Genomic DNA, 24,467 nt, shown 5'->3' on the forward strand with positions numbered 1-24,467 from the left:
TCGCTCATCATATAGCTATGATAAAACCTTGCAGTTTCGCGATTAATTTCTAAAATGGTTCTTCGCTTTTTTGAAAGAGAATCATCATATCCGTCCTCGGGCATTTGCATACCTGCACGTTGTGCCAAGGACTTTACTGCATCGATATAATCAAGATTATCTATCTTTCGGGTAAAGCCTACACAATCGCCTGCGGCGCCGCAGCCAAAGCAATAAAAGCTTTGCGTGTTTTCGTAAACGGTAAAGGAAGGAGTTTTTTCGTTATGAAACGGGCAAAGCCCCACATATGTGTTACCGCGTTTTTTTAACGTTACATACGACGACACCAAATCAACAATATCCGTTTTAAGCTTTAGCTCCTGCAAAAAGCTATCCGGTAAAGATGGCATAGCAAGCTCCTTTCCATTATAATTAATACTAATTCAATATTTATTCTATCCAAAACTTTGGAACATATAGCTGATTAAATACCTTAACAGAATAATTATCGCTCATTCCGGCAATATAATCACACACTGCTCTGTCAACTCCCTCGTTGTCGGCAATGGTACAAAACTGTTCGGGAAGCTGTTCGGGATGCTTTGTATAATGCTCATAAATCTTCTCAAGCATTGCAACAGCCTTAACCTCCTCACCCTTACACACAGGGTTTTTATAAACAGCAACAAACATAAATTCGTGTAGGTCATTAAACAGCTCCCAAAAATCATCATCCATCAGGATTTTTGAGTCAGTGCTGTTATGTACAACATTGAGCACCATATTGTTTATTCTTTCGCTCTTTGTCATACCAAGGTTCATTCTGATATTAAGAGGAATATCCTCCTCTGCCATTACTCCCGCACGAATAGCATCGTCAATATCGTGATTAATATATGCAATTTTGTCTGCTATTCTGATAATCTGTCCCTCAAGGGTATAGGCGTCCTCACCGATAGTATGGCACAAAATACCGTTTCTTACCTCATCTGTAAGGTTAAGCCCCTGACCGTTCTTCTCGAGAATATCAACAACACGAACGCTTTGCTCGTAGTGCTTAAATCCGTTAGGCGACAATTCGGCAAGTGCTCTTTCACCTGCATGTCCAAACGGTGTATGGCCCAAATCGTGACCTAAAGCAATAGCCTCGGTTAAATCCTCATTAAGCTGTAACGCATTGGCAATGGTTCTTGCAATTTGGGATACCTCTAACGTATGTGTAAGTCGTGTTCTGTAATGATCTCCTGTAGGGGAAAGGAACACCTGTGTTTTATGCTTAAGTCTTCTAAATGATTGGGAATGAATAATTCTGTCCCTATCTCTTTGAAAGGCAGTCCTTATATCACATTCGGGCTCATCAACCCTCCTGCCTTTGCTTTCGCAGGAAAGTGCAGCAACAGGCGACAAAATTTTTCTTTCGTTTTCCTCGGAAATTTGACGAATACACTTGTCCAATTCTTCTTGCCCCTTTCGTCAAAATACTACTGTTTTTTTCTCTCTAATACTTTATACTTAAAAATATGCATAATTCCTTTATTTTTTTATCTTGACTGAATAAAAATAAAAATGTATCATAGCCATAGAGGTGCTTTATGGAAAATATTTTAACAATTTCGGTTATTATCTGCGTTGCTTTTATTATTGGATTTTTTCTATATCTTCAAAACAACCTGATAGATGTTACCGAATATAACTTAAGTACAAAAGACTTTGACAGAGGTATAAAAATTGTTCAACTCAGCGATTTACATTCAAAGCCTTTTTCTAAAGTGCTGAAAATTACCAAGAACCTTAAACCTGACATAATATGCATAACCGGTGATTACATCAATGACCATTGCAAAAACAAGGAAAAAATGCTTGATTATGCAAGGCAGCTTTGCGATATTACACAGGTATATTATATAACCGGCAATCACGAAAGACGGCTTGAGTGCTTTGATGAATTGATGAATGAATTGTCTGAAATAGGTTTTAACGTTTTGCTCAATGAGATTGCTCAATACAACAATTCAGACTGTAAAATAAATATTCTTGGTCTTGACGAAAACCAAGCCGATTTTGATGACTACAAGGCACGCAAAAACGGTACGTTTATTTACAAGGATATGTCACCATACTTTGATATGCTTAACGAAAAGGACGGGTTCAAAATTGTATTATCCCATTTTCCCGAAAACTTTGAGGCTGTAAAGGAAATGAATTATTCAAAATATAATTTTGACATTCAGCTATCCGGTCACGCACACGGAGGACAGTTCTGTCTGCCGTTTTTGGGACCTGTATTTTCTCCCGGTCAGGGATTGTTCCCAAAATACTCAAGAGGCTCATTTGGTGAAAGGCCGATGCTGATTGTATCAAGAGGTCTCGGAAACGCAGAATTTCCCTTTAGGCTATTCAATCACCCGGAAATAAATGTAATTAATATTAATAAGCAAGCAAGATAAAGCCGGTTATCCTGCTTGCTTTTTTATTGCCTATACTTTTGCAAATTCCGACTCAATATATTTAAGATTGTAACGGCCGTTGCTTACATCTGTCAGCTTTGACTGCAACGGCTCGACACGGTCTTTTTTTATCGAAAAAACGAGCTTAACATTATCGGCAAACATGGTATCTTTAATATTAGCGGAAAAATCCGAAAGCATATTATTCATTCTTTCATAAAACGAATAGTCAACGTCAACACTCATTACATCACATTCTGCCATGGTGATGATATGTGCAGCCTGCAGGGCTATCTTTGATGTATGACTGTAAGCACGCACAAGTCCGCCTGCACCCAAAAGAGTGCCGCCGAAATACCTTGTGCCGACAACGCAGGCATCAACAACGCCCTCCTTTAACAAAACATCAAGCATAGGCACACCGGCTGTTCCGCCCGGTTCACCGTCGTCACTATATCGCTGAATATTATTTTCCCTTAAAACATAGGCATAAACATTGTGTGTGGCATCCCAATGCTTTGATTTAATTTTTGCAATAAAATCAAGCGCCTCCTGTTGAGTTTTAACAGGCTTTGCATAACCAATGAAACGAGATTTCTTTTCTATAAAAAAATCATCTGCTTCAAGCTCTATGGTTTTATATTCTTCCATATATCCCCCAAAGAAAAAACAAGGCAACAGAGGTTTTACCAACTGTTGCCATTATTTTTTGATTAGCCCTTCTTGGCAAATCTCTTGTTGAATCTTTCTACACGACCACCTGTATCTACAAGCTTTTGCTTACCTGTATAAAATGGGTGACACTTTGAGCAAATATCAACTTTCATATCGCCTTTTGTGCTCTTTGTTTCGAATGTAGCACCGCAAGCACACTTAACTGTGCAAGCCTGATACTCCGGATGAATTCCGTCTTTCATTACTTTCACCTCGCTTAAATTTACGATAGTAGAAGAAATATAGCTGTTTGCAACTAAATCTTATAACGCAAGAATTATAACAAAGATTAAAGAAAAAAGCAAGTGTTTTTTTTAATTTATTTGTAAACACATAACTTATTAAGATAAAAGGAATAAATAACCGCCTCTTTTACAGGCTTTTTCAATGCTTTTGATACTGCATCTTTATAAAAGCCTATTTGATTTTTATACCGGTCAAGAAGCTCCTGCTCATCCTCTACCCTATCGGTTTTGTAGTCTACAAGAACAAGCTCGCCGTTTTCTTCAAAAACACAGTCTGCAATACCCTGCACCAAAACCTCATCTTCAAAATCGGTGTCCTCAATATCGCAAACAGGAACAAAGGAGGATACCTTTATTTCCCTGAAAATATTATCACTGTTAAACATTCTTTCAGCAAACTCTCCGCCGAACAGCGTCATTAGTCTATTCCTATCAAGGCAATCAGCCTGTGCCTGTGTTAAATAGTTGTTTGAAACAAGACGTTCAATTTCGTCATCAAGGTTTTTCAGTGATGCACGGTAATCGCAAAACTGCATAAAGGTATGCATTGCAGTTCCTTTTTGAGCAGAGGTCATATTTGACTTGCTTAAAAAAGCAGGCTTTGATGCAGTAAGATATTTGAAATCCTGCTCGGCACTGTCAAGCGACGATGCCGTGCGCTTTGACGAAAATGACGCAAGCTCAAGCCTGTCATAGCAATAAGAAAGCCTTTCCTCAATACCTTTAAGCATTTCAGCATTTGCAACGGCACAAGGCTCATCAACATCAACAGGCTGAATGCAGTCGTCCAAAATCTCAATATCCATATCGAAATCTAAATCTGTATCTATCCTTACATTTTCATTACTGCACATAGAACGCAGGCAGTCAGCATCCTTGTGAAGCAACGCACAAAGAGTGATTAACTCTGCATCGTTTGTTGCTTTTTTTACAACGTACGGAGATATGGCACTGCATTGATAGGGGTTAGTAAATATCAGCTTTTTGGAAACAGAATCAACATAGCTGTCAACTGATTTGTTAGATACCGAAATAAAGGTGACAAACTGTTCCTTTGCCCTTGTCATAGCTACGTAAAGCACCCTAAGGTTTTCACTCATCAAATCGATGGAGTTAACATTCTTGATAACACTATACTGCAGTGAATCATATCGACAGAGCTTTTCTTTATCATACACCTTGAGACCGATACCGTTTTTTGCATTAAGCTGAATTGTGCCCTTTGTAAGCTCATCTCTATTATACTTATGGTTGGCTCCCGCCAAAATACAAACAGGAAATTCCAGGCCCTTTGAATGATGTATTGTCATAATATTTACGGCGTCCCTGCCTGAATTATTAACCGAAGCACTCTCAACATTAAAGCCATTATCAATAACAGTATCAAGATAACGAATAAACGAGGTTAATCCTACATTTTCTCCATTATCAAACTTTCTTGCCATATCAACAAGAAGCATAACATTTTGTACCCTTTGCTCGTGATTACCCAAGGTTGAAATAATCGACAGATACGAGGTTTCGCTCAATATACATCTCAAAAGGTTTTCTACACTCATTGATGATGCAAGCTCACGATACCTCTTTAGGTCGTTACAAAAGCTATCAAATTTTCTGTCTGTGCATATTGCAGAATACAGATTTCCACGCGGATTATTAACCCTTGCCAATGAAATGTCATCAGCACTGTATCCGTAAAACACCGACATAAGAGTTGCAAGCAGAGAAATATCCTGAGTAGGATTGTCAATAGTACGAAGAAGGTTTATCAAAACAATAATCTCGTTATTATCAAACAGGCTTGTCTTATTATTTGCAACAGTAGGAATGGAATACTGCGAAAACACGTTTGTTATGACATTCATACGCTTTTTTGCAGTTCTTAAAAGAATTGCAAAATCGCTGTAACGAATATCTCTGTATCCGTTGCCGTCCTTAATTTGCTCTCTGTTTTTTACCTTTTCAATAATATACTGAGCAATTTTGTGTGCCTCGTATTCATCTGCATCCTCATCATCGGGTACCTGAACGTACTTTATCTGTGCAGAGGCTGTCGGCACATCAATATAATCGGCAGAGGCATTAAGGCTTTGGGAGCAATCGTAATCAACTCCGCCGACCGTCTTTGACATTAAGTGAGAGCAAACAAAATTGACAAATTCACACACATCCTTTCGCGAACGGAAGTTGTTGCTCAAATCAATTCTCTTATTTATTTCGTCTGTGCTTTCGGAATACGGAGAAAAGCATTCCATTTTTTCATTAAAAATGTGAGGCATTGCAAGCCTAAATCTGTAAATGCTTTGCTTAATGTCGCCAACCATAAATCTGTTTTTACCGTTTGACAAAATCTCAAAAAGCTTATCCTGTGCCGAATTGGTATCCTGATATTCGTCCACCAATATTTCATAAAAGCTGCCTTCAAGCTCCTTTGCAAGCTCGGAACGAACAATATTACCCTCTTCATCCTTATAAAAAAGAAGATTTATTGCGAAATGCTCAATGTCGGAAAAGGTAAAGGAATTTGCCTGAAGCTTTAGCTCCATTGCCTTATCATTAAAGCGCTTAACTATATCGACAAGCTGTTTTATAATAGGATAAAGAAGAATACAATCCTCGGTATAATCTGCACTTTTAATAGAGAACATAGGGGCAACGGATTTGGATATAATCTCCTTATATGTATCCCTATTTGCTTTTACAAGTTCCTTTTGAGAGCATTTAACAGATGACATCCTTGAAAAAGATACATTGTCAACAATATCAACAAGGTCATCCCAATTATTAGCAGAAAGATTATCATAAATACCGTGAATAATGCTGTTATCGTCATTAAGCATATCAATAAGCTTTTGATGACCATCATCATCGGGATTCAACGCACTTAACGATTGCTCTATCAATCCGATAGCAATCTGCAAATAAGATTTTGCCTGATTAATGACATAGCTTGCGCAATATGAATCCTCAAGTCTGATTTTGGGATTATACATCTCGCAGGCTTCGTCGAGCCAATCGTTCGGGAATTCCTGCGAATTGATAAAATGACTTATTCTGCTTACTGTTTGCGCGAGTCCCCTATCGTCCTTTGTGCTTGAAAAGACGTCGACAAGCTCCTTGAAATCCTGTTGGTCAAGATCGTAGAGCTCATCCATCACCTCGTCCATTGCCTCCTGCTCCAAAAGAGCATTTTCCGAATTGTCAAGAATTTTGAAATCCTGGTCAATATTCAGCTTATAAAAGCTTTCTCTTACAAGATTTATGCAAAAAGAGTCAATTGTGCAAACATTTACATTAGGCAAAAGTGACAGCTGACGTCGAGCGTTGGTATCGTTTGGATTTTCTTTAATTATTTCAAGAAGCTTTTTTGATATTCTGCTTTTCATTTCGGCAGCAGCGGCATTGGTAAAGGTTACTATCAACAACCTGTCAACATCCACATTGTTGCTTACATCGGTAATAAGCTTTATTACACGTTCAACCAAAACCGCAGTTTTACCTGAGCCTGCGGCAGCACTTACAAGGATGTTGGAATTACGTGCATCAATGGCATTTTGCTGCGGTTTTGTCCATTTAGGCATTTTCCTCATCCTCCTTCAGTATTTTAAGAACATCGTTAAATGACGGCTCGTCAAGCTCTTTAAGTATAATTTCCTTTTTGTTTGCACACACGGCAGAATAATCACAGTTTTCACAGGTATTGCTGTGAGTAGGTGAATTAACGGGATTTTGCAAAATTTTACCCATATGCAAATCCATACCCATTTGTTCAATAAGACTGTCTATTTTTCTTGAAATTCTGCCCATATCCTCAAGAGAAACTATGCTTCCGCTGATGCCGTTTTTTGCTGTGCACTTAACATCAATAAATCTTCCCTTTAGGTCGTGCTCCATATGCTGAGCTATTTGGTGCTCATCATCATTCAAAACAACACCCGGCATCTTGTACGACTTATTATCACTATCCGCAATTTCGTTTGTGCTGTTACCTCTTGAAACATTGTAAATGCTCCTTGATGAATGAAGATACAAAACACCCGCCTGTGTACCGGACAGGTCGTGATTGCTTTTGCATAGTGTAAAAAGATAAACGAACATCTGCAAATTTAGGCCTGACAAGATGTCGCTGAGCCTGAATTTTTTTATTCCGCTTTTATAATCTACCACACGAACATACTGAACACCGTCCTGAACAAAGGTGTCTACCCTGTCAATATAGCCCTTAATCTGTATTGTTCCGCCGTCAGCAAGCTCAATAACCTGTGATTTTACAGGCTCATTTTCAGCACCGTTTCCTATTGCAAGCTCAAACGCTTTAGGCTCAAAATCGCTACACTCAAACTCATCACGCATACGAGCAATAACATATGTAATCATTCTTTCAAGACGCATAAACTGAAACTTAAAGCGTTTGGTAAACTGCGAGCTGTCGCCCATCTTATTTTCCAAATAGTCTTTAAGATACTTATTTGTTAGCCTTGAAATATCACGATCATCAAGCTTCAAAAGCCCCTGAGAGCCGACCTCTCTGATTACACATTCAAGAACATAGTGAATAACAGAGCCGGTTGCCATGGGATTTAATTCAGCCTTTATTCTCGGTCGGGCATTTATTCCGAATTTGCAATAATACCTAAATGCGCACTTATAATAATCCTCAATCTTTGAAACAGAAAGGTACATATTTTTGCCGAAAAGTTGATTTGCGAGGTCTGTATTTTTTATCGATATATCCGCATTTGATGACAGACGTTCAACGGCAGAAAGTCTACTGCCGTATTCCTGCCTGCCCAAAAAATATTTCTTTAGAGTGGCAATAAATTCGGTATTGTCATAATAATTTGACGCAAGAATTTCAAATGCATTTGCATCGGTATAAAGACTGTTTAATCCTAAGTCGGAACCGGAGCAATCAACACGGATTTTTGAAAAAATATCCTTAATTTCCGATATAATAATACTTTCCGCACCGTCTGCAAATCCACCGCGATAGGATACAAAAAGTCTGTCGGTCGCACAGGTGAGAGCCATATAAGCAAAATATTTTTCCTGTGCGTTAAGCACCTCTCCGTATGAATATAGCTTAAACTTATTCTCTATCAATATACTTCTGTCACTTTCGGACAACAGTCCGGAGGAGGTAACGCTTTGCGGGAACTCTCCCTCATTTGCGCCTACCACAAAAACCGCATAAGGATTATCGCATCTCACCCTATCGGCAGATCCGATTTGAACATTGTCAAGACCTGCAGGCACAGAGCCTAAATCCTCATTTGAAATCATAAGGTTAAAGTATTTATAAAATTCTTTTACGGTTATAGGCTCATCGGTAGAGATTGTAGACAGCTTGTCCAGAATATCCATAAGCAAATCCCAAACCCTACCCTGCTCAAATGCAAGGACAGATTTGCCGTTTTCGTTAAGAGATTTTGCAAGGCGTTCAACACCCTTATCAACAGAGAAATCAAGCAAGGTAAAATATATAGCCTTGCAAATTTCCGCAGAGGATTTCTTTTTGCAGGAGGATACAAATCGTTCAAGCCTTTGAGCAACATATCTACGGCTGACATTAATTGCCTCAAGCCTGCTCTTATCCCTGTCGGACATTTCCTCGGAAAAGCCGTTTGCTGAATTTACAAAATCGTTTTTCCATTTGGAACCGTTAATGTTCCAAATAAAAGCATAGTTTTCAAGGTCGTTTATATCGTCGTCGGACAATGCGGTAAGCCCTGTTTTGAGCATAGAAAAGATGTCGTTGGACGAATAGGAGAACACGGCACATCTCATCAAAAAGTTTACAAACATAATAAGCGGATGAGAAGAAATATTTTGCCTTTCGTCATTAAAATACGGAATGTTGTATTTTGAAAATGAAAACTGCAATTCCTTTTGATACTTATCCAAATCACGACAAATAACCACTATATCGGACGCTTTTACACCGCTGCGCAGCAAATCACAAATCCTTGTTGAAACATAATCGCACTCATCTGTAATTGACTTTGCACAGTAGAGGCTTACATTACTGCACTCACCATCATAGCTATTCTTAACATTTGCAAAGGCAAGCCTTTCCACCAAGGCAAGCTCATCATTTTTGGCTCTGTGATTATCACGCAGAAAAATCGGCTCGACAACCTGAGCGCCTGCATTTTTTGCTGCTTCATTAAGATACATGATGTTACTGTTTACATAGGAAAACAGGCTGTACTTATCCGTACTGTTGTAAGAATCGGTACAAAATGTAACGTATACAGTTTTTGCCTGATTAAGTATAACCTCTAAAATCTTATACTCCTGGGCAACAAATCCGTTAAAGCCGTCAATAAAAACAATCCTGCCCTTAAAGTAATCAAGGTCTAACAGCTTTTCATACAGTCTTGTCAGCTCACTTGCACAATCAAGGTACTTGCCTTCAATGTATGAATCGTAGGCTGACATAATAACCGAAATATCATAAAGCTTTTGGGAAAGAGTTTCCTTTTCGGTTTGCTGTGAGGCAAGCATAATATCGTTTGCATCAACACGGCAGGACTTCATTTCATCATAAATCTTTATGGCAGAATTAATAAAGGCGTTGTTGTCGGTATTCTTACCGAAAAGCTTTAGTTCATCCTTAACGCAATCGCACACCTGCTTAAAAACAACTGCCTTTGAGCCCTTTGACAAGACAGGCAGGCTCTCGCCGCCGTATCTATTAAATATTTCATTAGACAAACGAGAAAAAGAGTCATTTTCAACCGAATTGACTCTGTCCTCTCCCAACTCTCTAAGCAATCTTCGTTCGCTAACAAACGAATACTGCTCCGGAGTAATGAGCAATATATTATTTTCACCGTTGTCAATAAGCTGTTTTATTTTTGAAAAAACGAACTCTGTTTTTCCGCTACCGGACCTTCCGAGAATAAGCTGCAGCATTTATCAATCCTCCGGTTTAATTAATCCCTCATCCATCATTTGTTTGTATGCATCCATCATAAACTCATACATTGGTCTTGCAACATCAAAGGCAAGCCTCATTTCGTCAATTACAACAGGAGATGAAATCCTGCTTAAATCTGAATTTTCATAGGTAAAAGCAAAATTCTTGGCAAGAAGATATTTTTTAAGCTCCTGCGGTGCATCCGGATATACTTCCTTTTTGTAATAATCCGAAGCACTGAAGGTAAATCCGGCATCCTCGCAGGCCCTAAGTGCCTGCTTAAATCGCTTTGGCTGTTCAATAATCATCTTATGAACAAGCCTAAAATCGCTTGCCCTCCATGTCCAAAAAACAAGGCCGTATCCATAATGGCTCGGGAAAAATTCAAAATAATAGAACGGAGCAGCCGGGTATTGCTTTTTATATCGTCTAAAGAACACCCACATATTTTCTCTGTATCTTATTTTTGAACGATTGCCCCGCGTGTCTCTGTGTATTCGTGAATGAACACGAACAGGGTCAAGATACATTTCGTCATCTATATCAAGAAGAACATCCGAAAGGTCAAGCACCATTTGTCTTAAAGGAACGGTAATTCCCTGCTTCAGCTCCTCCTTATGCTCCTCATAAAAGGACCTTGAATCATTAAATCTGTTAAGACATAAAAGTTCAATGCTTTCGGGCTTAATACCTGTATAATTATAATCCATTTTTCAACAATCCCTTATTAAGCATAGATTGTGCGGCAAGCTTTGCACAAATCTTTGCAGAATGAAAATTTAATCCGCCCTGAATCCAAGCGTAAAAAGGCTCTCTAATCGGTGCATCGGCAGAAAGCTCGATTGATGATCCAAGAGTAAATGCACCTGCAGCCATAACAACCTTGCTGTCGTATCCCGGCATATCCCAAGGCTCAGGCAAAACAAAGCTGTCAATAGGACTGCCGCTTTGTACTCCTTGACAAAAGGCAACAAGGCTTTCCTCGTTTTCAAGACCGAGACATTGAACTATGTCTCCTCGCTTTTCGTTGTACTTTGGAGTAACATCATAGCCAAAGCTTTCAAACAAAGCAGAGATATACACAGCACTCTTTAACGCCTCACCGACGGTATGCGGAGCAAAAAACAATCCCATATACAGTTCTCTGTTCATACCGACAGTACAGCCGACCTCCTTGCCCAAGCCGGGAGTTGTAAGCCTATATGCGCATTTTTCAACCAAATCTTTTCTACCGGCAATATATCCGCCTGTTCTTGCAATGCCACCGCCCGCGTTTTTTATAAGTGAGCCTGCAATAAGGTCTGCACCGACCTCGCACGGCTCTGCCTTTTGAGTAAATTCGCCGTAGCAGTTATCAACCATAACTATAACATTTGGGTTAGATTGCTTTGCAGTTTTTACAATTTCGGCAATGGATTCAACAGTTAAAGACGGACGAAGCTCATAGCCTCTGCTTCTTTGGATGTATACCATGGTTGTTGAGCTGTCAACAGCATTTGCAATAGCCTTCAAATCAGGTGTGTTATCCTTCAGCGGAACCTCGTCATAGATTATGCCGAAATCCTTAAGCGAGCCCATACCCTCACCGGAAATGCCGATAACATTATGTATAGTATCGTACGGTGTGCCGGTAACACAAAGCATTTTATCACCCGGGCGTAATACGCCGAACAAGGCGGTAGCAAGTGTATGTGTTCCGCAGGTAAAATTGTGACGCACAAGGGCATCCTCTGCACCGAAAACCTGTGCCCAAACCTCATCCAAGGTGTCTCTGCCTCTGTCACCGTAGCCATAGCCTGTTGATGATCCGAAATGACTTTCCGAAATACCATTATCAATAAAAGCTTTTTGCACCTTTAATTGATTGTATTCCGTTATATCATCAATAGCGTCAAAGGCTTCGGCACATCTTTGCATTGCCGAGGCTGATGCTTTTTCAATTATTTCATCGATATTAAAAAAGGGATTCATTTGTACATTCTCCAAACACCTATATTTTCAAATCCGAGTTCCTTATAAAAATCCTCGTTCAAATTCATATCACGCATAATATATACAGTATTTTTTACATCGGAGCAAATATGCGAAACAAGGCTGCTTCCATAGCCCATTCGCCTAAATTCATCATCTGTCCTTACTGCCGACAGCACAGCATAGTCATCATAAATTGATGATAAAATACCGCTTGAAATAATGTTATCACCGACATTTAGAGTATATGCCTTTGCCGTATTATGCCTTATCCTATGGCTTATATCCACATACCATGCCTTGAAATCGTTATTGCCGTAATCAACAAAATTGTACAAATCCATAAGCTTTGGGTATTCATCAATAAATGCCCCCTGCATTTTTTTGTCAAACTTTCGGTCACATTTCATAATCATACCCTCTTCAAACCTTGCACCGATTTGAAACGCAGGGTCGCAAAGAATATTGCCGTGACCCGTTATGCAAAAAAACCGCAGCAATTCAGCATTATCAAAGCCATCGTCAAGTGCAAGAGTAACATCATTGTCGAGCTTTGACAAAATTGCGGTTATTCTTCCGTCGATAATCTGCCTGTAAAACATCGCAAAATGATAACTTGTTCCGTAGGATTCAAGCAAAGACAAAACCCTGATTGAATATATATCTCGCTTTGTCCATTGTTCAAGCTGTTCCTTTGATTCTATAAGTTCTATCATAATTAATCATAAAGCCTCGGTAAAAGCTTTTTTATCAAGCTCCTTGTATATTCTATATCCGAAGCCTTTACAACGCTTGCTCCGGAATGAATGTAGCGGGTTGGCAATGAAATAGCCATAACTCTTGTACCGCTACCGCTTGTTTGAATTGCACCGGCATCGTTTCCGCCTGCAACGGCTGTCTTGGTTTGTACGGGAATGTTATTTTCCTTTGCAACATCAAAGCCGAGATTGTACAAGGCTCTGTCATATATCGTTCTGTTATCCATAAAGGAAATAACCGGACCGTCACCCAAAGCACATACCCTGTCGGCACCGCGAACATTGTCTAAATCTGCAGCCGTAGTTGATTCAAGCACTATGGCAATGTCGGCATTAACACTGAATGAGGTACATTTTGAGCCACGCAGGCCAACCTCCTCCTGCACGTTAAAGCAAAAATACGTATCATATTCAAGCTCGCTTTTAATAAGCTCAATCATCAGCATACAGCCTATTCTGTCATCAAGAGCCTTTGCTTTGATATACCCGTTACCAAGCTCGTAATAATCGCTTTCAAAATATATAAAGTCGCCGAGTGATACATATTGCCTTGCTTCATCAGCACTTGCGGCACCGATGTCAATAAGCAGGCTGTCAAAATCAGGACATTTTTCCTTTTCGTCAGAAGAAAGAAGATGAAAAGCCTTATCGGCAATAACGCCCTTTACACCGTTTTTTCCAATGCTGACTACTCGATCGAGACATACTCTGCTGTCAATACCTCCGACGCAGGCAAATCTCAAATATCCGTCGTCTGTTATACCCGTAACGATAAAGCCCACCTCATCCATATGAGCATTTATGCTGACCTTAACATCAGACGCCTTTTTACCTTTCTTAAAGGCAATAACAGAGCCCAAATTATCAACTCTATATTCACAGTAATCATTAATTTGATTGATGATATAATCACGCACAGCACCCTCGTCACCGGATGCTCCGTTTAACAAGCACAAATCCTTAAGCATTTACATCACCAACCCTCTCTTTAATGTATTGCACAATAAGCTCGGCAGTAGCCTCAACATCCCTTGTATCAACAATTTCTACAGGAGAGTGCATATACTTTTGCGGAATAGACAGCAGCGATGTTTTAACACCGCTTTGAGAAATAGTGATAACATCGGCATTTGTACCTGTATGACCGCCGCCCATAACCTCAACCTGATAAGGAATGTTATTTTTCTTTGCTGTTTCCTGCATTAAACCTGACATTGAAGAGTCTAATATCGGAGAAAAGCCTATCATTACGCCCTTGCCTATTTCTCCGCAATCTGACTTTTTGCAAAGCGGAGTATATCCAAACGAAACATCAACAACAATAGCCTCGTCAACATCCTTATCGTATACTGCAACGCCGGCACCTCTTGTGCCAACCTCCTCCTGTGCAGAAAAGCACACGGTAATTTTTGCATTAATATTCTTTAGCCTTTCAACAGCCAAAAGAATTGCCCCAACACCGCTTCTGTCATCAAGAACGGATGAGCATACCTGCGTACCCAAAAGCTTTTGAAAATTACGCTTAAATGTTACACGATCACCGAGAGATATAACCTCCAATGCCTCGTCCTTTGTCATACCGATGTCGATTGATATTTCATCAATTTTTGGCGGTTTTTTATCATCACTCTTTTGCAAATGAGGAGGAAGATTTGAAATAACGCCCTTAACCTCTCGTTTTCCCCACACGGAAACCTCACTTGCAAGAAGCATACGGGCATCAATACCTCCGCATTTATCTACTTTAATAAAGCCGTCATCGGTAACAGCCTTTACTATCATACCTATTTCGTCAATATGAGCATCAAGCAAAAAGTGTTTACCCTCGCCAAAGGTGCAGGTTACATTATTCATTGCATCCACATTAACCTCGCCGTATTCTTTAAGAATATTGCAAAGCAAGCTGCATACATTGTTTTCTTTTCCGCTGACACCAACGGCTGATGTCAAGCTTTTCAGCAAATCTAAAGTATCCATAATTAAAATCCGTTAACCAATCTTTTGAATTCTCTGCCTCTGTATTCAAAGGTCTTAAACTGATCAAATGCAGGACATGCAGGACAAAGAGAAACTATATCACCCGCAACGGCATCCTGTCGTGCAATATCCAAAGCCTCCTGCATTGTAGCTGTTTTTTTAATAACAATACCGCTTTTTTCATAATCGGGATGAGAAACGACAGCGTCGTATATTTTTTCTGCCGTTGCACCGTTAAGAACAAGAAGCTTAACATATTTGAGTATATACGGCACCATTTCGGACATATCGTTACCCTTGTCGCTTCCGCCCATAAGAACAATAATTTTTGTACCGAAAGCCTTTAATCCGCTGATTACTCGGCTTGGTGAGGTTGCAATAGAATCGTTATAATACTTTACCCCATCAACCTCTCTGACAAATTCTATTCTATGCTCAACACCACCAAAGGTTTGTGCAATTCTTTTAATGACATCAACATCCACCATACCCCATACTGCACTGATAGCCGTGCAGTAATTTTCAATATTATGAACGCCGAGAATAACAATATCGCTTTTATTCATAACAAAAGCTTTACTGCCGTTTTGTGCAAAGTAAATATCACCGTTATCATCCATATAAGCACCGTTTTCCACCGGATGCTTAACAGAAAACTGATAAAGCCTGCCTCTTACATCATACCTCATATCGTGATATACGGTATTGCCGATTGAGTAATCACAATCTGCATTAAGAACAGTTCTTTGGCTTTCGTTTTGATATATAAGCAGATTGCGCTTTGCGTCAACATATTCATCAAGGCTTATGTGATGATCCTGATGGGTACATTCAATGTTTGTTACAACTGCAATATCGGGCTTATTTACCATATTTCCCATAGTTAAAAGCTGGAATGACGAAAGCTCAACGACAGCAATATCATTTTCGGTTATCTCTTCTAAGGCAGGCATTAGCGCCTTGCCGATATTTCCACCGAGAAAAACCTTATATCCTTGTGCATTAAGCATTTTTGAAATAAGAGTAGTGGTTGTTGTTTTTCCGTTGGAGCCTGTTACTGCAATAATCTTTGAAGGACAGTATTTGAAAAACACCTCCATTTCAGTTGTAACGGTTTGACCTCTTTTAATACATTCGCCAATCCACTTGTTTTGAAACGGCAGGATGCCGTGAGAGCGAAATACAATATCCATTTGAGGTAAAATATCCAAATACCCCTCACCCAAGGAAAAATGAACACCCAATTCTTCAAGATGCCTGCACACATCAGTGCCGATATACTCCTTATCGCGCATATCACAGGCATAGGTTTCTATTCCGTTTTTTGCCAAAAACTCTGCACAGGGTGTGTTGGCAACACCCATTCCGACAAATGCAACCTTTTTTCCTTTTATTGAATCTAAATACTTTTCAGCCGGTGTCATAAAAAATGCCTCCCTAATGAGCATAAAATGTTCCGTTTTTATAATCCTTTATGTTAAATTCCTTCATATGTTCCTCAAGCTCTGTTTGGAACTCAAGCTTTTGCGTACCCTTAAGCTTATCATCAATAGGAACATCACAGCCTAATGCAAATTTAGCAATCAGCTGTTGACATTTTGTAGGCCTATTTCCAAGGAAATAACACCTTCCCGAGCTTAACTCTACTATGGCGTTTGCAAAAACTATTTGCTCCTTTTTACCAAGAGGTGTAATCATTTTTGAAAGTGATACAGCATCATCCGTTGCCTTATCACAAATGTATAGCATAACGGCATTTGCCTTGCGCTTAACGCTTATTGAGGTCAAATCAAAAATTGCAGAATCCTGATATGCAAGCAAATCGTTTTTATCAACCTCATTTTCTTTCAAAATATAGATTACACTTTTACCCTTAACAGCCTTTGCAGTAAATTCAAAGCCGTCAATTTCTACTTTTTCATCAACCGAGAATGAATTATTTCTTAAATCGTTAACTACACTGCCGTAAAACTCCTCAATATTGCTTTCCTTGCGTGCCGTTAAATAGTAGCCTACATCATCAAGCTCATCCTCAATATGCTCAAGAAACTTGTCACTTTTGCCGTATTTTGAAAAATACGAAAACAGCACTGCCATACACACAACCACAAGGATATCGCACAAATAAGCGGCAATCAAGGTTACTGTACTGCCGAGAGCTTTTGCAAGCATGGGTTCAACGCCTATATAAACAAAAAGATAAAATGCAGTTAAAATACAAACCGTATTCATTATTCTTTTCAATTTTTGTTGTTTTTTTCGAAATTCTCTCATATCACTTAATCATTTCATTAAAATCGTTTTCATCAATAACAGGAATACCGAGCTGAGCAGCCTTATCAAGCTTTGAGCCTCCTGCCTCACCCGCAAGAACATATGTTGTTTTTTTGCTGACTGATGATGAGGTTTTTCCGCCGAAGGACTCAATTATTTTTGCAGCCTCGGAGCGTTTATAGGTTGGCAGGGTACCTGTCAAAACAAATGTCATATTACTGAATCTGTCATCCTTAATAACAGTATTACTTTGCATATTTACCCCGACAGCCTTAAGCTCGTTTATCATTTCAAGGGCACTGTCGGTATGAAAATAATCATATACAGCGTCAGCCATTATTTCGCCGAAGCCTTCAATATCAAGTAATGCCTCTCTTGACGCATTAAGAATATTATCCATATTTCCAAATTCATCAGACAAAAGCTTTGCCGCCTTTGCACCTATATGACGAATACCAAAAGCAAATATAAGCTTGCCCAAATCATTATTCTTACTGCCCTCAACAGAGCTGACGATATTATTGGCGCTTGTTTGCTGAAAGCCGTCGAGGCGTGCAATTTCATCTTTATCAAGGTGATAAATATCAGTGACCTTGTTTATCATACCCTCGTTAACAAAGGTTTCAATAATACTTGGTCCAAGTCCCTCAATATCCATCGCATCACGCGAGCAAAAATGAATAAGGTTTCTTAAAAGCTGGGCAGGACATTCGGGGTTTATGCACCTAATATCCGCCTCATCAGCTTCTCTGACTACCTTTTCGTTGCACGACGGGCAAACGTCAGGGAAAACAAAATTTGAGCTACTGTGCTTTTCATTAACGCAAAGTACCTCGGGTATGATGTCCCCTGCCTTTCTTACGGTAACAACATCGCCTATGTTTACACCCTTTTCGTTGATAAAATCCTGATTGTGAAGTGTTGCCCTTGAAACAGTAGTACCGGCAAGATGAACAGGCTCAAGCACTGCGGTAGGAGTCAGCTTACCCGTTCTGCCAACTGTAATTTCAATATCGACAACCCTTGTTTGCTTTTCCTCGGGCGGATACTTAAAGGCAACCGCCCACTTTGGAAACTTTGCAGTTGAGCCAAGCTGTTCTCTCTGTGCAAAATCATCAACCTTAATTACCGCACCGTCGATGTCAAATTCAAGGCTTCCGCGTCTTTCACCGATTTCCTCAACCCTTGAAAAAGCATCTTTGATATTGTCAACGCGCTCATAATAAGGAACAGTATTAAAGCCAAGCTCTTTAAGAAAATCGAGGCTTTCCTTGTGCGAATTAAGCGTAACACCCTCAATTTGCTGAATGTTGAATACGAAAATATCAAGACCTCTTTCGGCCGCAACCCTGCTATCCTTTTGTCGCAGTGAGCCTGCCGCAGCATTTCGTGGATTTTTGAATGGCTTTTCGCCGTTAATCAGCTGACGGTCAACCACCCTCTCAAAGCTTTTTTTAGGCATATAAACCTCGCCTCTAACCTCAATAAAGGGAATTGCTCTGTTTAGCTTTAGAGGAACATTATGAATAACTCTAATGTTACCGGAAACATCCTCGCCGATATTACCGTCACCGCGAGTTGAGCCACGCACAAACTCACCGTTAACATATTCAAGGCTTACCGAAAGGCCGTCAATCTTCGGCTCCACAACATAATGAACATTATTTACAGCATCGTGCACTCTGCGGTCAAAATCAAAAATTTCTTCCTTAGAAAATGCATCCTGCAGACTTTCCATTCTAACTGTATGCTCAACACTTTCAAACGAATTATCTGCACGGCCGCCTACTCTTTTGGTTGGAGAATCAACGGTGTCGTACTGGGGATACTTTTCCTCAAGCTCTTTAAGCTGACGCATCATCATATCATACTCGTAGTCTTCAATTTCAGGTGCATCATCGTTATAATATCTGTCCGAATGATAACGAAGGGTTTTCCTCAGCTCTTCAATTTTATGTTTAATGTCTTCCATAGTTAACCACCAAAATCAATAATATAATTATTATAACATTATAATGCATAATTATCAACACATAGTACGAAAAATTAGATTCAACAATTTATCCCCTCAGTTGCACATAAAAGCGACAGCTCCCCTTGATTACGAACAAGGGGAGCTAAAATTTGATAATTGATTATAATGTAAACTTGCGGAATACCTTTTTGCCCTTTTTGATAATAATACCGTTAGCAACATCATCCTTTGATACGGTAGCAAAAACATCTGTTACCTTAACATCATCAACACTGACACCGCCCTGTTGAATAAGTCTTCTGCCTTCACCGTTTGATTTAATCATACCTGCCTTAATCATAAGCGCAAGAATTGTTACCTTTCCGTCATCAAAGTCGGCATCCTCAACTGTTGTTGACGGCATATTACTGTCATCACAACCACCGGCAAACAAAGCCTTTGCGGCAGTTTGTGCCTTGTCAGCCTCATCCTTACCGTGAACAAGCTCGGTAAGTGAATATGCAAGCACTTCCTTTGCTTTATTGAGCTCTGCGCCCTCAAGCTTTGCATATTCATTAATCTCGCTCATAGGAATGAAGGTGAGAAGCTTCATACATTTGATAACATCACCGTCATCAACATTACGCCAATACTGATAAAACTCGTACGGTGTTGTTTTTTCGGCATCAAGCCAAACGGCGCCCTTTTGGGTTTTGCCCATCTTCTTGCCCTCTGAATTTGTAAGAAGAGTAATGGTCATTGCGTTTGCATCCTTGCCGAGCTTTCTGCGGATAAGCTCCATACCGCCGATCATATTGCTCCATTGGTCGTCACCGCCGAATTGAAGATTACAACCGTACTTTTGGTATAAAGCATAGAAGTCGTATGACTGCATAATCATATAGTTGAATTCAAGGAAAGAAAGTCCCTTTTCCATTCTTTGCTTATAGCACTCTGCGGCAAGCATTCTGTTTACGCTGAAGCAAGCTCCAACTTCACGAAGTACCTCGATATAATTAAGGTCAAGAAGCCAATCGGCATTGTTGACCATCATAGCCTTGCCCTCACCGAAGTCGATAAATCTTGACATCTGCTTTTTGAAGCATTCGCAGTTATGATTTATTGTTTCCTTAGTCATCATTTGGCGCATATCCGTTCTGCCGGACGGATCGCCTATCATAGCAGTACCGCCACCAATAAGGGCGATAGGCTTGTTGCCTGCCTCCTGCAAGCGCTTCATAAGAGTGAGCGCCATAAAATGACCTACGTGAAGCGAATCTGCGGTTGGGTCAAAGCCAATATAAAAAACTGCCTTTCCGTTATTAACCAAATCTCTGATTTGCTCCTCGTCGGTTACCTGAGCAATTAACCCACGCTCTACAAGCTCTTCATAAACTCCCATTATTATATCCTCCAAATTTGTTATAAAAAATTATCTGTCTGTATCAAGCAGCTCCTGTGCTGATTTCAAAAGCGAATCCGTAGCATCAATGCCGCCCATAATTCTTGCAAGCTCATTCACTCTGCCATCATAATCAAGGGTAGTGACGTTTGTATATGTTCTGCCGTCATTCACTTGCTTTTGAATAAGGAAATGACTGTCGGCAACGGAAGCAATCTGTGCCGAATGAGTAACGCAAAGCACCTGTGCAAAGCCACCGAGCTCCTTGAGCTTTAGGCCGATTTTTCTGCTTGCCTTACCGCTTACACCCGTGTCTATTTCGTCAAATATCAAGGTGTCAACATTATCCTTTTTTGCAATTATGCTTTTAATGGCAAGCATAATACGGGAAAGCTCACCGCCAGACGCAATTTTAGACAACGGCTTTGCAGACTCACCGGCGTTAGTTGAAATAAGGAATTCTATTTTATCCCATCCGGTAGACGACAAATTCCCTTTTTCAAAGGATGTAACAAACTTGATTTTCGGCATATCCAAAAACTCAAGCTGACTGCAAATATCATCACCAAGCCTTTGTGCAGACTCTTTTCTGCAATCCGTCAGCCTTTGTGCAAGTGCTGTTGTTTCGTTAAATATCAAATCATATTCGTCATTAAGTCGCTCCAATTCTGCCTCCGAATTATCAAAGGCAGAGCGCTCCTTAACAGCCTGTTCAAGATAGTATAGCATATCCTGTTCGGTTTCGCCATACTTATTTGAAAAAGAATAATATAAATCTAACCTTTCGTCAATCCTGTCAAGCTCCTCAGGCTGAAAATCAACCGCAGAAATTCTTGATATAAGCATATCCTTTACGGCCTCTGCACCGTCAAAAAGAGATTGAAGCCTATCGTAAACCGCCTTGATTTCATCATCCAAATCCGCAACGGCTGATATTTCCTTTGACGCAGAAGAAAGCAGGGTTGCAATGCCCGAATAATCATCACCGCCGTTAAAGGCATCAAGTGCAGAATTGAGCGATTGCAACAGGCTTTGGGAATTGATAATTACATTGCGACGTTTTTTTAATTCCTCCCACTCGCCTACCCTTATGTCTGCATCGGTTAGTTCCTTAATTTGATAATCAAGAAGCTCTATTCTTCGGTCTCGTTCATCTGCATTAAGGGTTAATGCCTTTAACCTTTTTCTTACAGATAACAGCCTCTTAAAAGAAGACTGATATTCAAGCAACAATTCGTCAAGCTCGCCGTACATATCAACAAAGCGATAGTGCATATCGGTATTAAGCAGTACCTGACTGTCGTGCTGACCGTGAATATTTACAAGAATATTACCGATTTCTTTAAGCATTGACACGGTACACGCACAGCCGTTTACCCTGCAGGTCGATTTGCCTGAAGAGGAAATTCGGCGTGACAGCATGAGGGTTCCGTCTGCCTCGCATGGCAGGCCAAAATCCTCAAGCTTTTGTGTCGTATCCTTATTTACATTTTCAAAAAAAGCCGTAACACAGGCATTTTCACTGCCTGTACGGACAAGCTCTCTTGATGTTCTTTCTCCGAGGATTGCGTTGATAGAATCAACAATAATTGATTTACCCGCACCCGTCTCACCTGTAAGAACATTAAAGCCTGTAGAAAATTCTATATCCGCTTTTTCTATTACAGCAATATTTTCAATACTCAATGTTTTAAGCATTTAACATATTCCTCAATTTATTTGTAAAGCTTGATGCAATTTCCTCTGTTCTGCAAAGGATAAAAATGGTGTCGTCACCGGCAATAGTGCCGAGGATTTCGTCATGGCTCATGGAATCTATTGCCGCACAGGCTGCATTTGCCATACCTGCAAAGCACTTGATAACTACCGTGTTAAGAGCATAATCTATGCTGATAATGGTTTCGTTAAAAATTCCGCCTGCTCGGTGAGTTACATTTTCTATACTCTTTTTGCCTGTCGAATAAACATATCTGCCCTTTGATGACAAATCCTTTACAAGACGAAGCTCCTTTATATCACGAGAAATCGTAGCCTGAGTAACCTCAAAGCCATATCGATTAAGCAAATCCTGAAGCTCCTCCTGAGTTTCTATTTCGTTTTGAGAAATCAATTCTATGATTTTTGCCTGTCTTCTTTTTTTCAAGGTCATATTCTCCTTTCAAGAAGCTTTTTGTTTAATATCTCATAAAAATTATCCGGCTTGATTTTTATAAGCTTTGCAGTATATTCCGATTTGGAAATAATAATTTTTGTATTCTCGTCAACAGGAATTGACTGCTTACCGTCAATAGAAAGATAAGCATTGTTATTTCTGTCATTGGAAACAGAAATTTCAAGCACCTTGTCCGGTGAAAAAACAATGCTTCTGTTAATCAACGAATGAGGACAAATCGGTGTTGCAACAACACAGGAATTATCGGGGCTTACAACAGGTCCGCCTGCGGCCATTGAATAAGCCGTCGAGCCGGTAGGAGTTGAAAAAATCATACCGTCGGCTCTGCTGTCTGTTACAAGCCTACCCTCACAGGTAACGGAAATATCAATCAACCGTGCAAGGTCACCTCTTGACAGCACGGCATCGTTAAGACATTGATGAACCTGAGAATTGCCGTTTGCATCGATAATCTCTGCCTTAATCATCATTCTTTCCTCAACCTCATACTGACCGGTTGAAAGACAATTAAGAAGATTAAGCTCATCTCTTTCCAAGCCACTCATAAAGCCGAGCCTGCCGGCATTAATTCCAAGAGTCATTTTGCCGTAAAGTGCCGAGGATTTTGCAATATTAAGCGTTGTTCCGTCACCGCCGACTGCTATCATAACATCGTTGCGCCTTATCAGCTCATCCTGATTTGCAAACAGAGGCTTGGTGATGTCATCAATATCGGTATTACACCTTGCAATTTCGACATCAATACCCAAGCCGACCAAAACACCGAGAATTTGTTCGGTCAGCTTTTCAACATCACTGTTATAAATATTTGGAAAAAGAGCTATTTTCATAACCTCACCTACTTAAGCAAGTTCACTGTGTGACATATTAACAAGAGCCCTTGCATCAATACATTCATCAACTGCGGGATTTTTGGATTTTTTAAGATAAATCAAATATTCAATATTGCCCTCCGGACCTTTAATAGGAGAAAATTGCAGACCGCAAACACTAAAGCCGTTTGCAGTTGAAAGGTCAATTACATTTTCAACAACCTCAAGATGAACTGCCAAATCCCTTACAACACCCTTTTTGCCAACCTTTTCCTTGCCGGCCTCGAACTGTGGCTTGATAAGACAAACTGCCTGTCCGTCATCTGCAAGCAAAGCATTTAGATTTGGCAAAATATGCTTTAGAGAAATGAATGACACATCAACAGACGCAAAATCAATTTCATCGGGAATCTGCTCTCTTGATGCATATCTAAAATTTGTTCGTTCAAGATTAACAACACGTTCGTCGGTACGAAGCTTCCACGCAAGTTGACCGTATCCTACATCAACAGAGTAAACCTTAACAGCCCCGTTTTGAAGCATACAATCGGTAAATCCGCCTGTTGACGCACCGACATCCATACAAATCTTCCCTGCAAGACTTATAGGAAATTCCTGCATTGCTTTTTCAAGCTTTAAGCCGCCGCGGGAGACATACTGCAATGTTTTGCCTCTAACCTCAAGGACATCACCTTCCTTGAGCTCAAAGCCTGCCTTATCAACCTTTTGATTATTTACGTACACGATGCCTGCCATAATAAGAGCCTTTGCCTTTTCTCTGCTCGGAGCATAGCCCTGCTCAAATACAGCTACATCAAGTCTTGTTTTCTTTTGCATAA

The 24,467-nt window shown here is 40.0% G+C and carries 20 protein-coding genes; 1 reads left to right on the top strand and 19 read right to left on the bottom strand.

The window, feature by feature from the left end:
• Nucleotides 1–389 (bottom strand): CHC2 zinc finger domain-containing protein (locus tag Q0P34_RS04840; RefSeq protein ID WP_294953673.1); only part of this gene is annotated, 389 nt, incomplete at its 3' end.
• A 40-nt stretch (nt 390–429) separates the two neighbouring features.
• On the bottom strand, nt 430–1,434 hold the full coding sequence (locus Q0P34_RS04845) for a deoxyguanosinetriphosphate triphosphohydrolase (RefSeq protein WP_294953675.1): 1,005 nt from the start codon (nt 1,432–1,434) through the stop codon (nt 430–432).
• Between the two features lie 137 nt (nt 1,435–1,571).
• Here Q0P34_RS04845 and Q0P34_RS04850 point away from each other — a divergent pair, with 137 nt between their 5' ends.
• Entirely contained in the window at nt 1,572–2,426 is an 855-nt protein-coding gene (locus tag Q0P34_RS04850; protein WP_294953678.1) for a metallophosphoesterase, read from the top strand.
• A gap of 30 nt (nt 2,427–2,456) precedes the next feature.
• Here Q0P34_RS04850 and Q0P34_RS04855 read toward each other — a convergent pair whose 3' ends face one another.
• The 17 genes from Q0P34_RS04855 to Q0P34_RS04935 form a co-directional block, all read right to left on the bottom strand.
• Complete coding sequence (locus tag Q0P34_RS04855) at nt 2,457–3,077, bottom strand: YigZ family protein (protein ID WP_294953680.1); 621 nt, start codon at nt 3,075–3,077, stop codon at nt 2,457–2,459.
• A gap of 62 nt (nt 3,078–3,139) precedes the next feature.
• Nucleotides 3,140–3,343 carry a 50S ribosomal protein L31 gene (rpmE, locus tag Q0P34_RS04860; RefSeq protein WP_178668443.1) on the bottom strand — a complete coding sequence of 68 codons (204 nt, stop codon included), beginning with the start codon at nt 3,341–3,343 and terminating at the stop codon, nt 3,140–3,142.
• A 116-nt stretch (nt 3,344–3,459) separates the two neighbouring features.
• Nucleotides 3,460–6,966: a helicase-exonuclease AddAB subunit AddA gene (gene addA, locus Q0P34_RS04865; RefSeq protein ID WP_294953683.1), complete on the bottom strand. Its 3,507-nt coding sequence runs from the start codon at nt 6,964–6,966 to the stop codon at nt 3,460–3,462.
• Nucleotides 6,959–10,303: a PD-(D/E)XK nuclease family protein gene (locus tag Q0P34_RS04870; protein ID WP_294953686.1), complete on the bottom strand. Its 3,345-nt coding sequence runs from the start codon at nt 10,301–10,303 to the stop codon at nt 6,959–6,961. The genes addA and Q0P34_RS04870 overlap by 8 nt, the downstream gene beginning before the upstream one ends.
• 3 nt (nt 10,304–10,306) lie before the next feature.
• Complete coding sequence (locus tag Q0P34_RS04875; protein WP_294953689.1) at nt 10,307–11,017, bottom strand: DUF2461 domain-containing protein; 711 nt, start codon at nt 11,015–11,017, stop codon at nt 10,307–10,309.
• Nucleotides 11,007–12,278 (bottom strand): methionine gamma-lyase family protein, encoded by a 1,272-nt coding sequence (locus tag Q0P34_RS04880; RefSeq protein ID WP_294953692.1) that lies wholly within the window; start codon nt 12,276–12,278, stop codon nt 11,007–11,009. Before Q0P34_RS04880 ends, Q0P34_RS04875 begins: the two co-directional genes overlap by 11 nt.
• A complete protein-coding gene (locus tag Q0P34_RS04885) occupies nt 12,275–12,994 on the bottom strand; it encodes a GNAT family N-acetyltransferase (protein WP_294953694.1) in 720 nt (239 codons plus the stop codon). The genes Q0P34_RS04880 and Q0P34_RS04885 overlap by 4 nt, the downstream gene beginning before the upstream one ends.
• A 2-nt stretch (nt 12,995–12,996) precedes the next feature.
• A complete protein-coding gene (locus Q0P34_RS04890; RefSeq protein WP_294953697.1) occupies nt 12,997–14,004 on the bottom strand; it encodes a M42 family metallopeptidase in 1,008 nt (335 codons plus the stop codon).
• Nucleotides 13,997–15,013 (bottom strand): M42 family metallopeptidase, encoded by a 1,017-nt coding sequence (locus tag Q0P34_RS04895; protein WP_294953700.1) that lies wholly within the window; start codon nt 15,011–15,013, stop codon nt 13,997–13,999. The genes Q0P34_RS04890 and Q0P34_RS04895 overlap by 8 nt, the downstream gene beginning before the upstream one ends.
• 2 nt (nt 15,014–15,015) lie before the next feature.
• A complete protein-coding gene (gene murD, locus Q0P34_RS04900; protein ID WP_294953703.1) occupies nt 15,016–16,437 on the bottom strand; it encodes a UDP-N-acetylmuramoyl-L-alanine--D-glutamate ligase in 1,422 nt (473 codons plus the stop codon).
• Nucleotides 16,438–16,450: 13 nt separating this feature from the next.
• Complete coding sequence (locus Q0P34_RS04905) at nt 16,451–17,245, bottom strand: hypothetical protein (RefSeq protein WP_294953706.1); 795 nt, start codon at nt 17,243–17,245, stop codon at nt 16,451–16,453.
• A gap of 43 nt (nt 17,246–17,288) precedes the next feature.
• Nucleotides 17,289–19,259, bottom strand: coding sequence for an NAD-dependent DNA ligase LigA (ligA, locus tag Q0P34_RS04910; RefSeq protein WP_294953709.1), 1,971 nt, complete (start codon nt 19,257–19,259; stop codon nt 17,289–17,291).
• 163 nt (nt 19,260–19,422) lie between these two features.
• Nucleotides 19,423–20,643 (bottom strand): tyrosine--tRNA ligase, encoded by a 1,221-nt coding sequence (gene tyrS / locus Q0P34_RS04915; RefSeq protein WP_294953712.1) that lies wholly within the window; start codon nt 20,641–20,643, stop codon nt 19,423–19,425.
• Between the two features lie 30 nt (nt 20,644–20,673).
• Nucleotides 20,674–22,341 carry a DNA repair protein RecN gene (gene recN / locus Q0P34_RS04920; protein ID WP_294953715.1) on the bottom strand — a complete coding sequence of 556 codons (1,668 nt, stop codon included), beginning with the start codon at nt 22,339–22,341 and terminating at the stop codon, nt 20,674–20,676.
• Nucleotides 22,334–22,786, bottom strand: coding sequence for an arginine repressor (gene argR, locus Q0P34_RS04925; RefSeq protein ID WP_294953717.1), 453 nt, complete (start codon nt 22,784–22,786; stop codon nt 22,334–22,336). The genes recN and argR overlap by 8 nt, the downstream gene beginning before the upstream one ends.
• Before the next feature lie 2 nt (nt 22,787–22,788).
• The gene (locus tag Q0P34_RS04930; RefSeq protein WP_294953719.1) at nt 22,789–23,646 is read right to left on the bottom strand and encodes an NAD(+)/NADH kinase; all 858 of its coding nucleotides are present in this window, start codon (nt 23,644–23,646) and stop codon (nt 22,789–22,791) included.
• 12 nt (nt 23,647–23,658) lie between these two features.
• Entirely contained in the window at nt 23,659–24,465 is an 807-nt protein-coding gene (locus Q0P34_RS04935; protein ID WP_294953722.1) for a TlyA family RNA methyltransferase, read from the bottom strand.
• Nucleotides 24,466–24,467 lie beyond the last annotated feature (2 nt).

This window comes from uncultured Eubacterium sp. (assembly GCF_945980375.1).
Taxonomy (GTDB): Bacteria; Bacillota; Clostridia; order Oscillospirales; family Acutalibacteraceae; genus Eubacterium_R.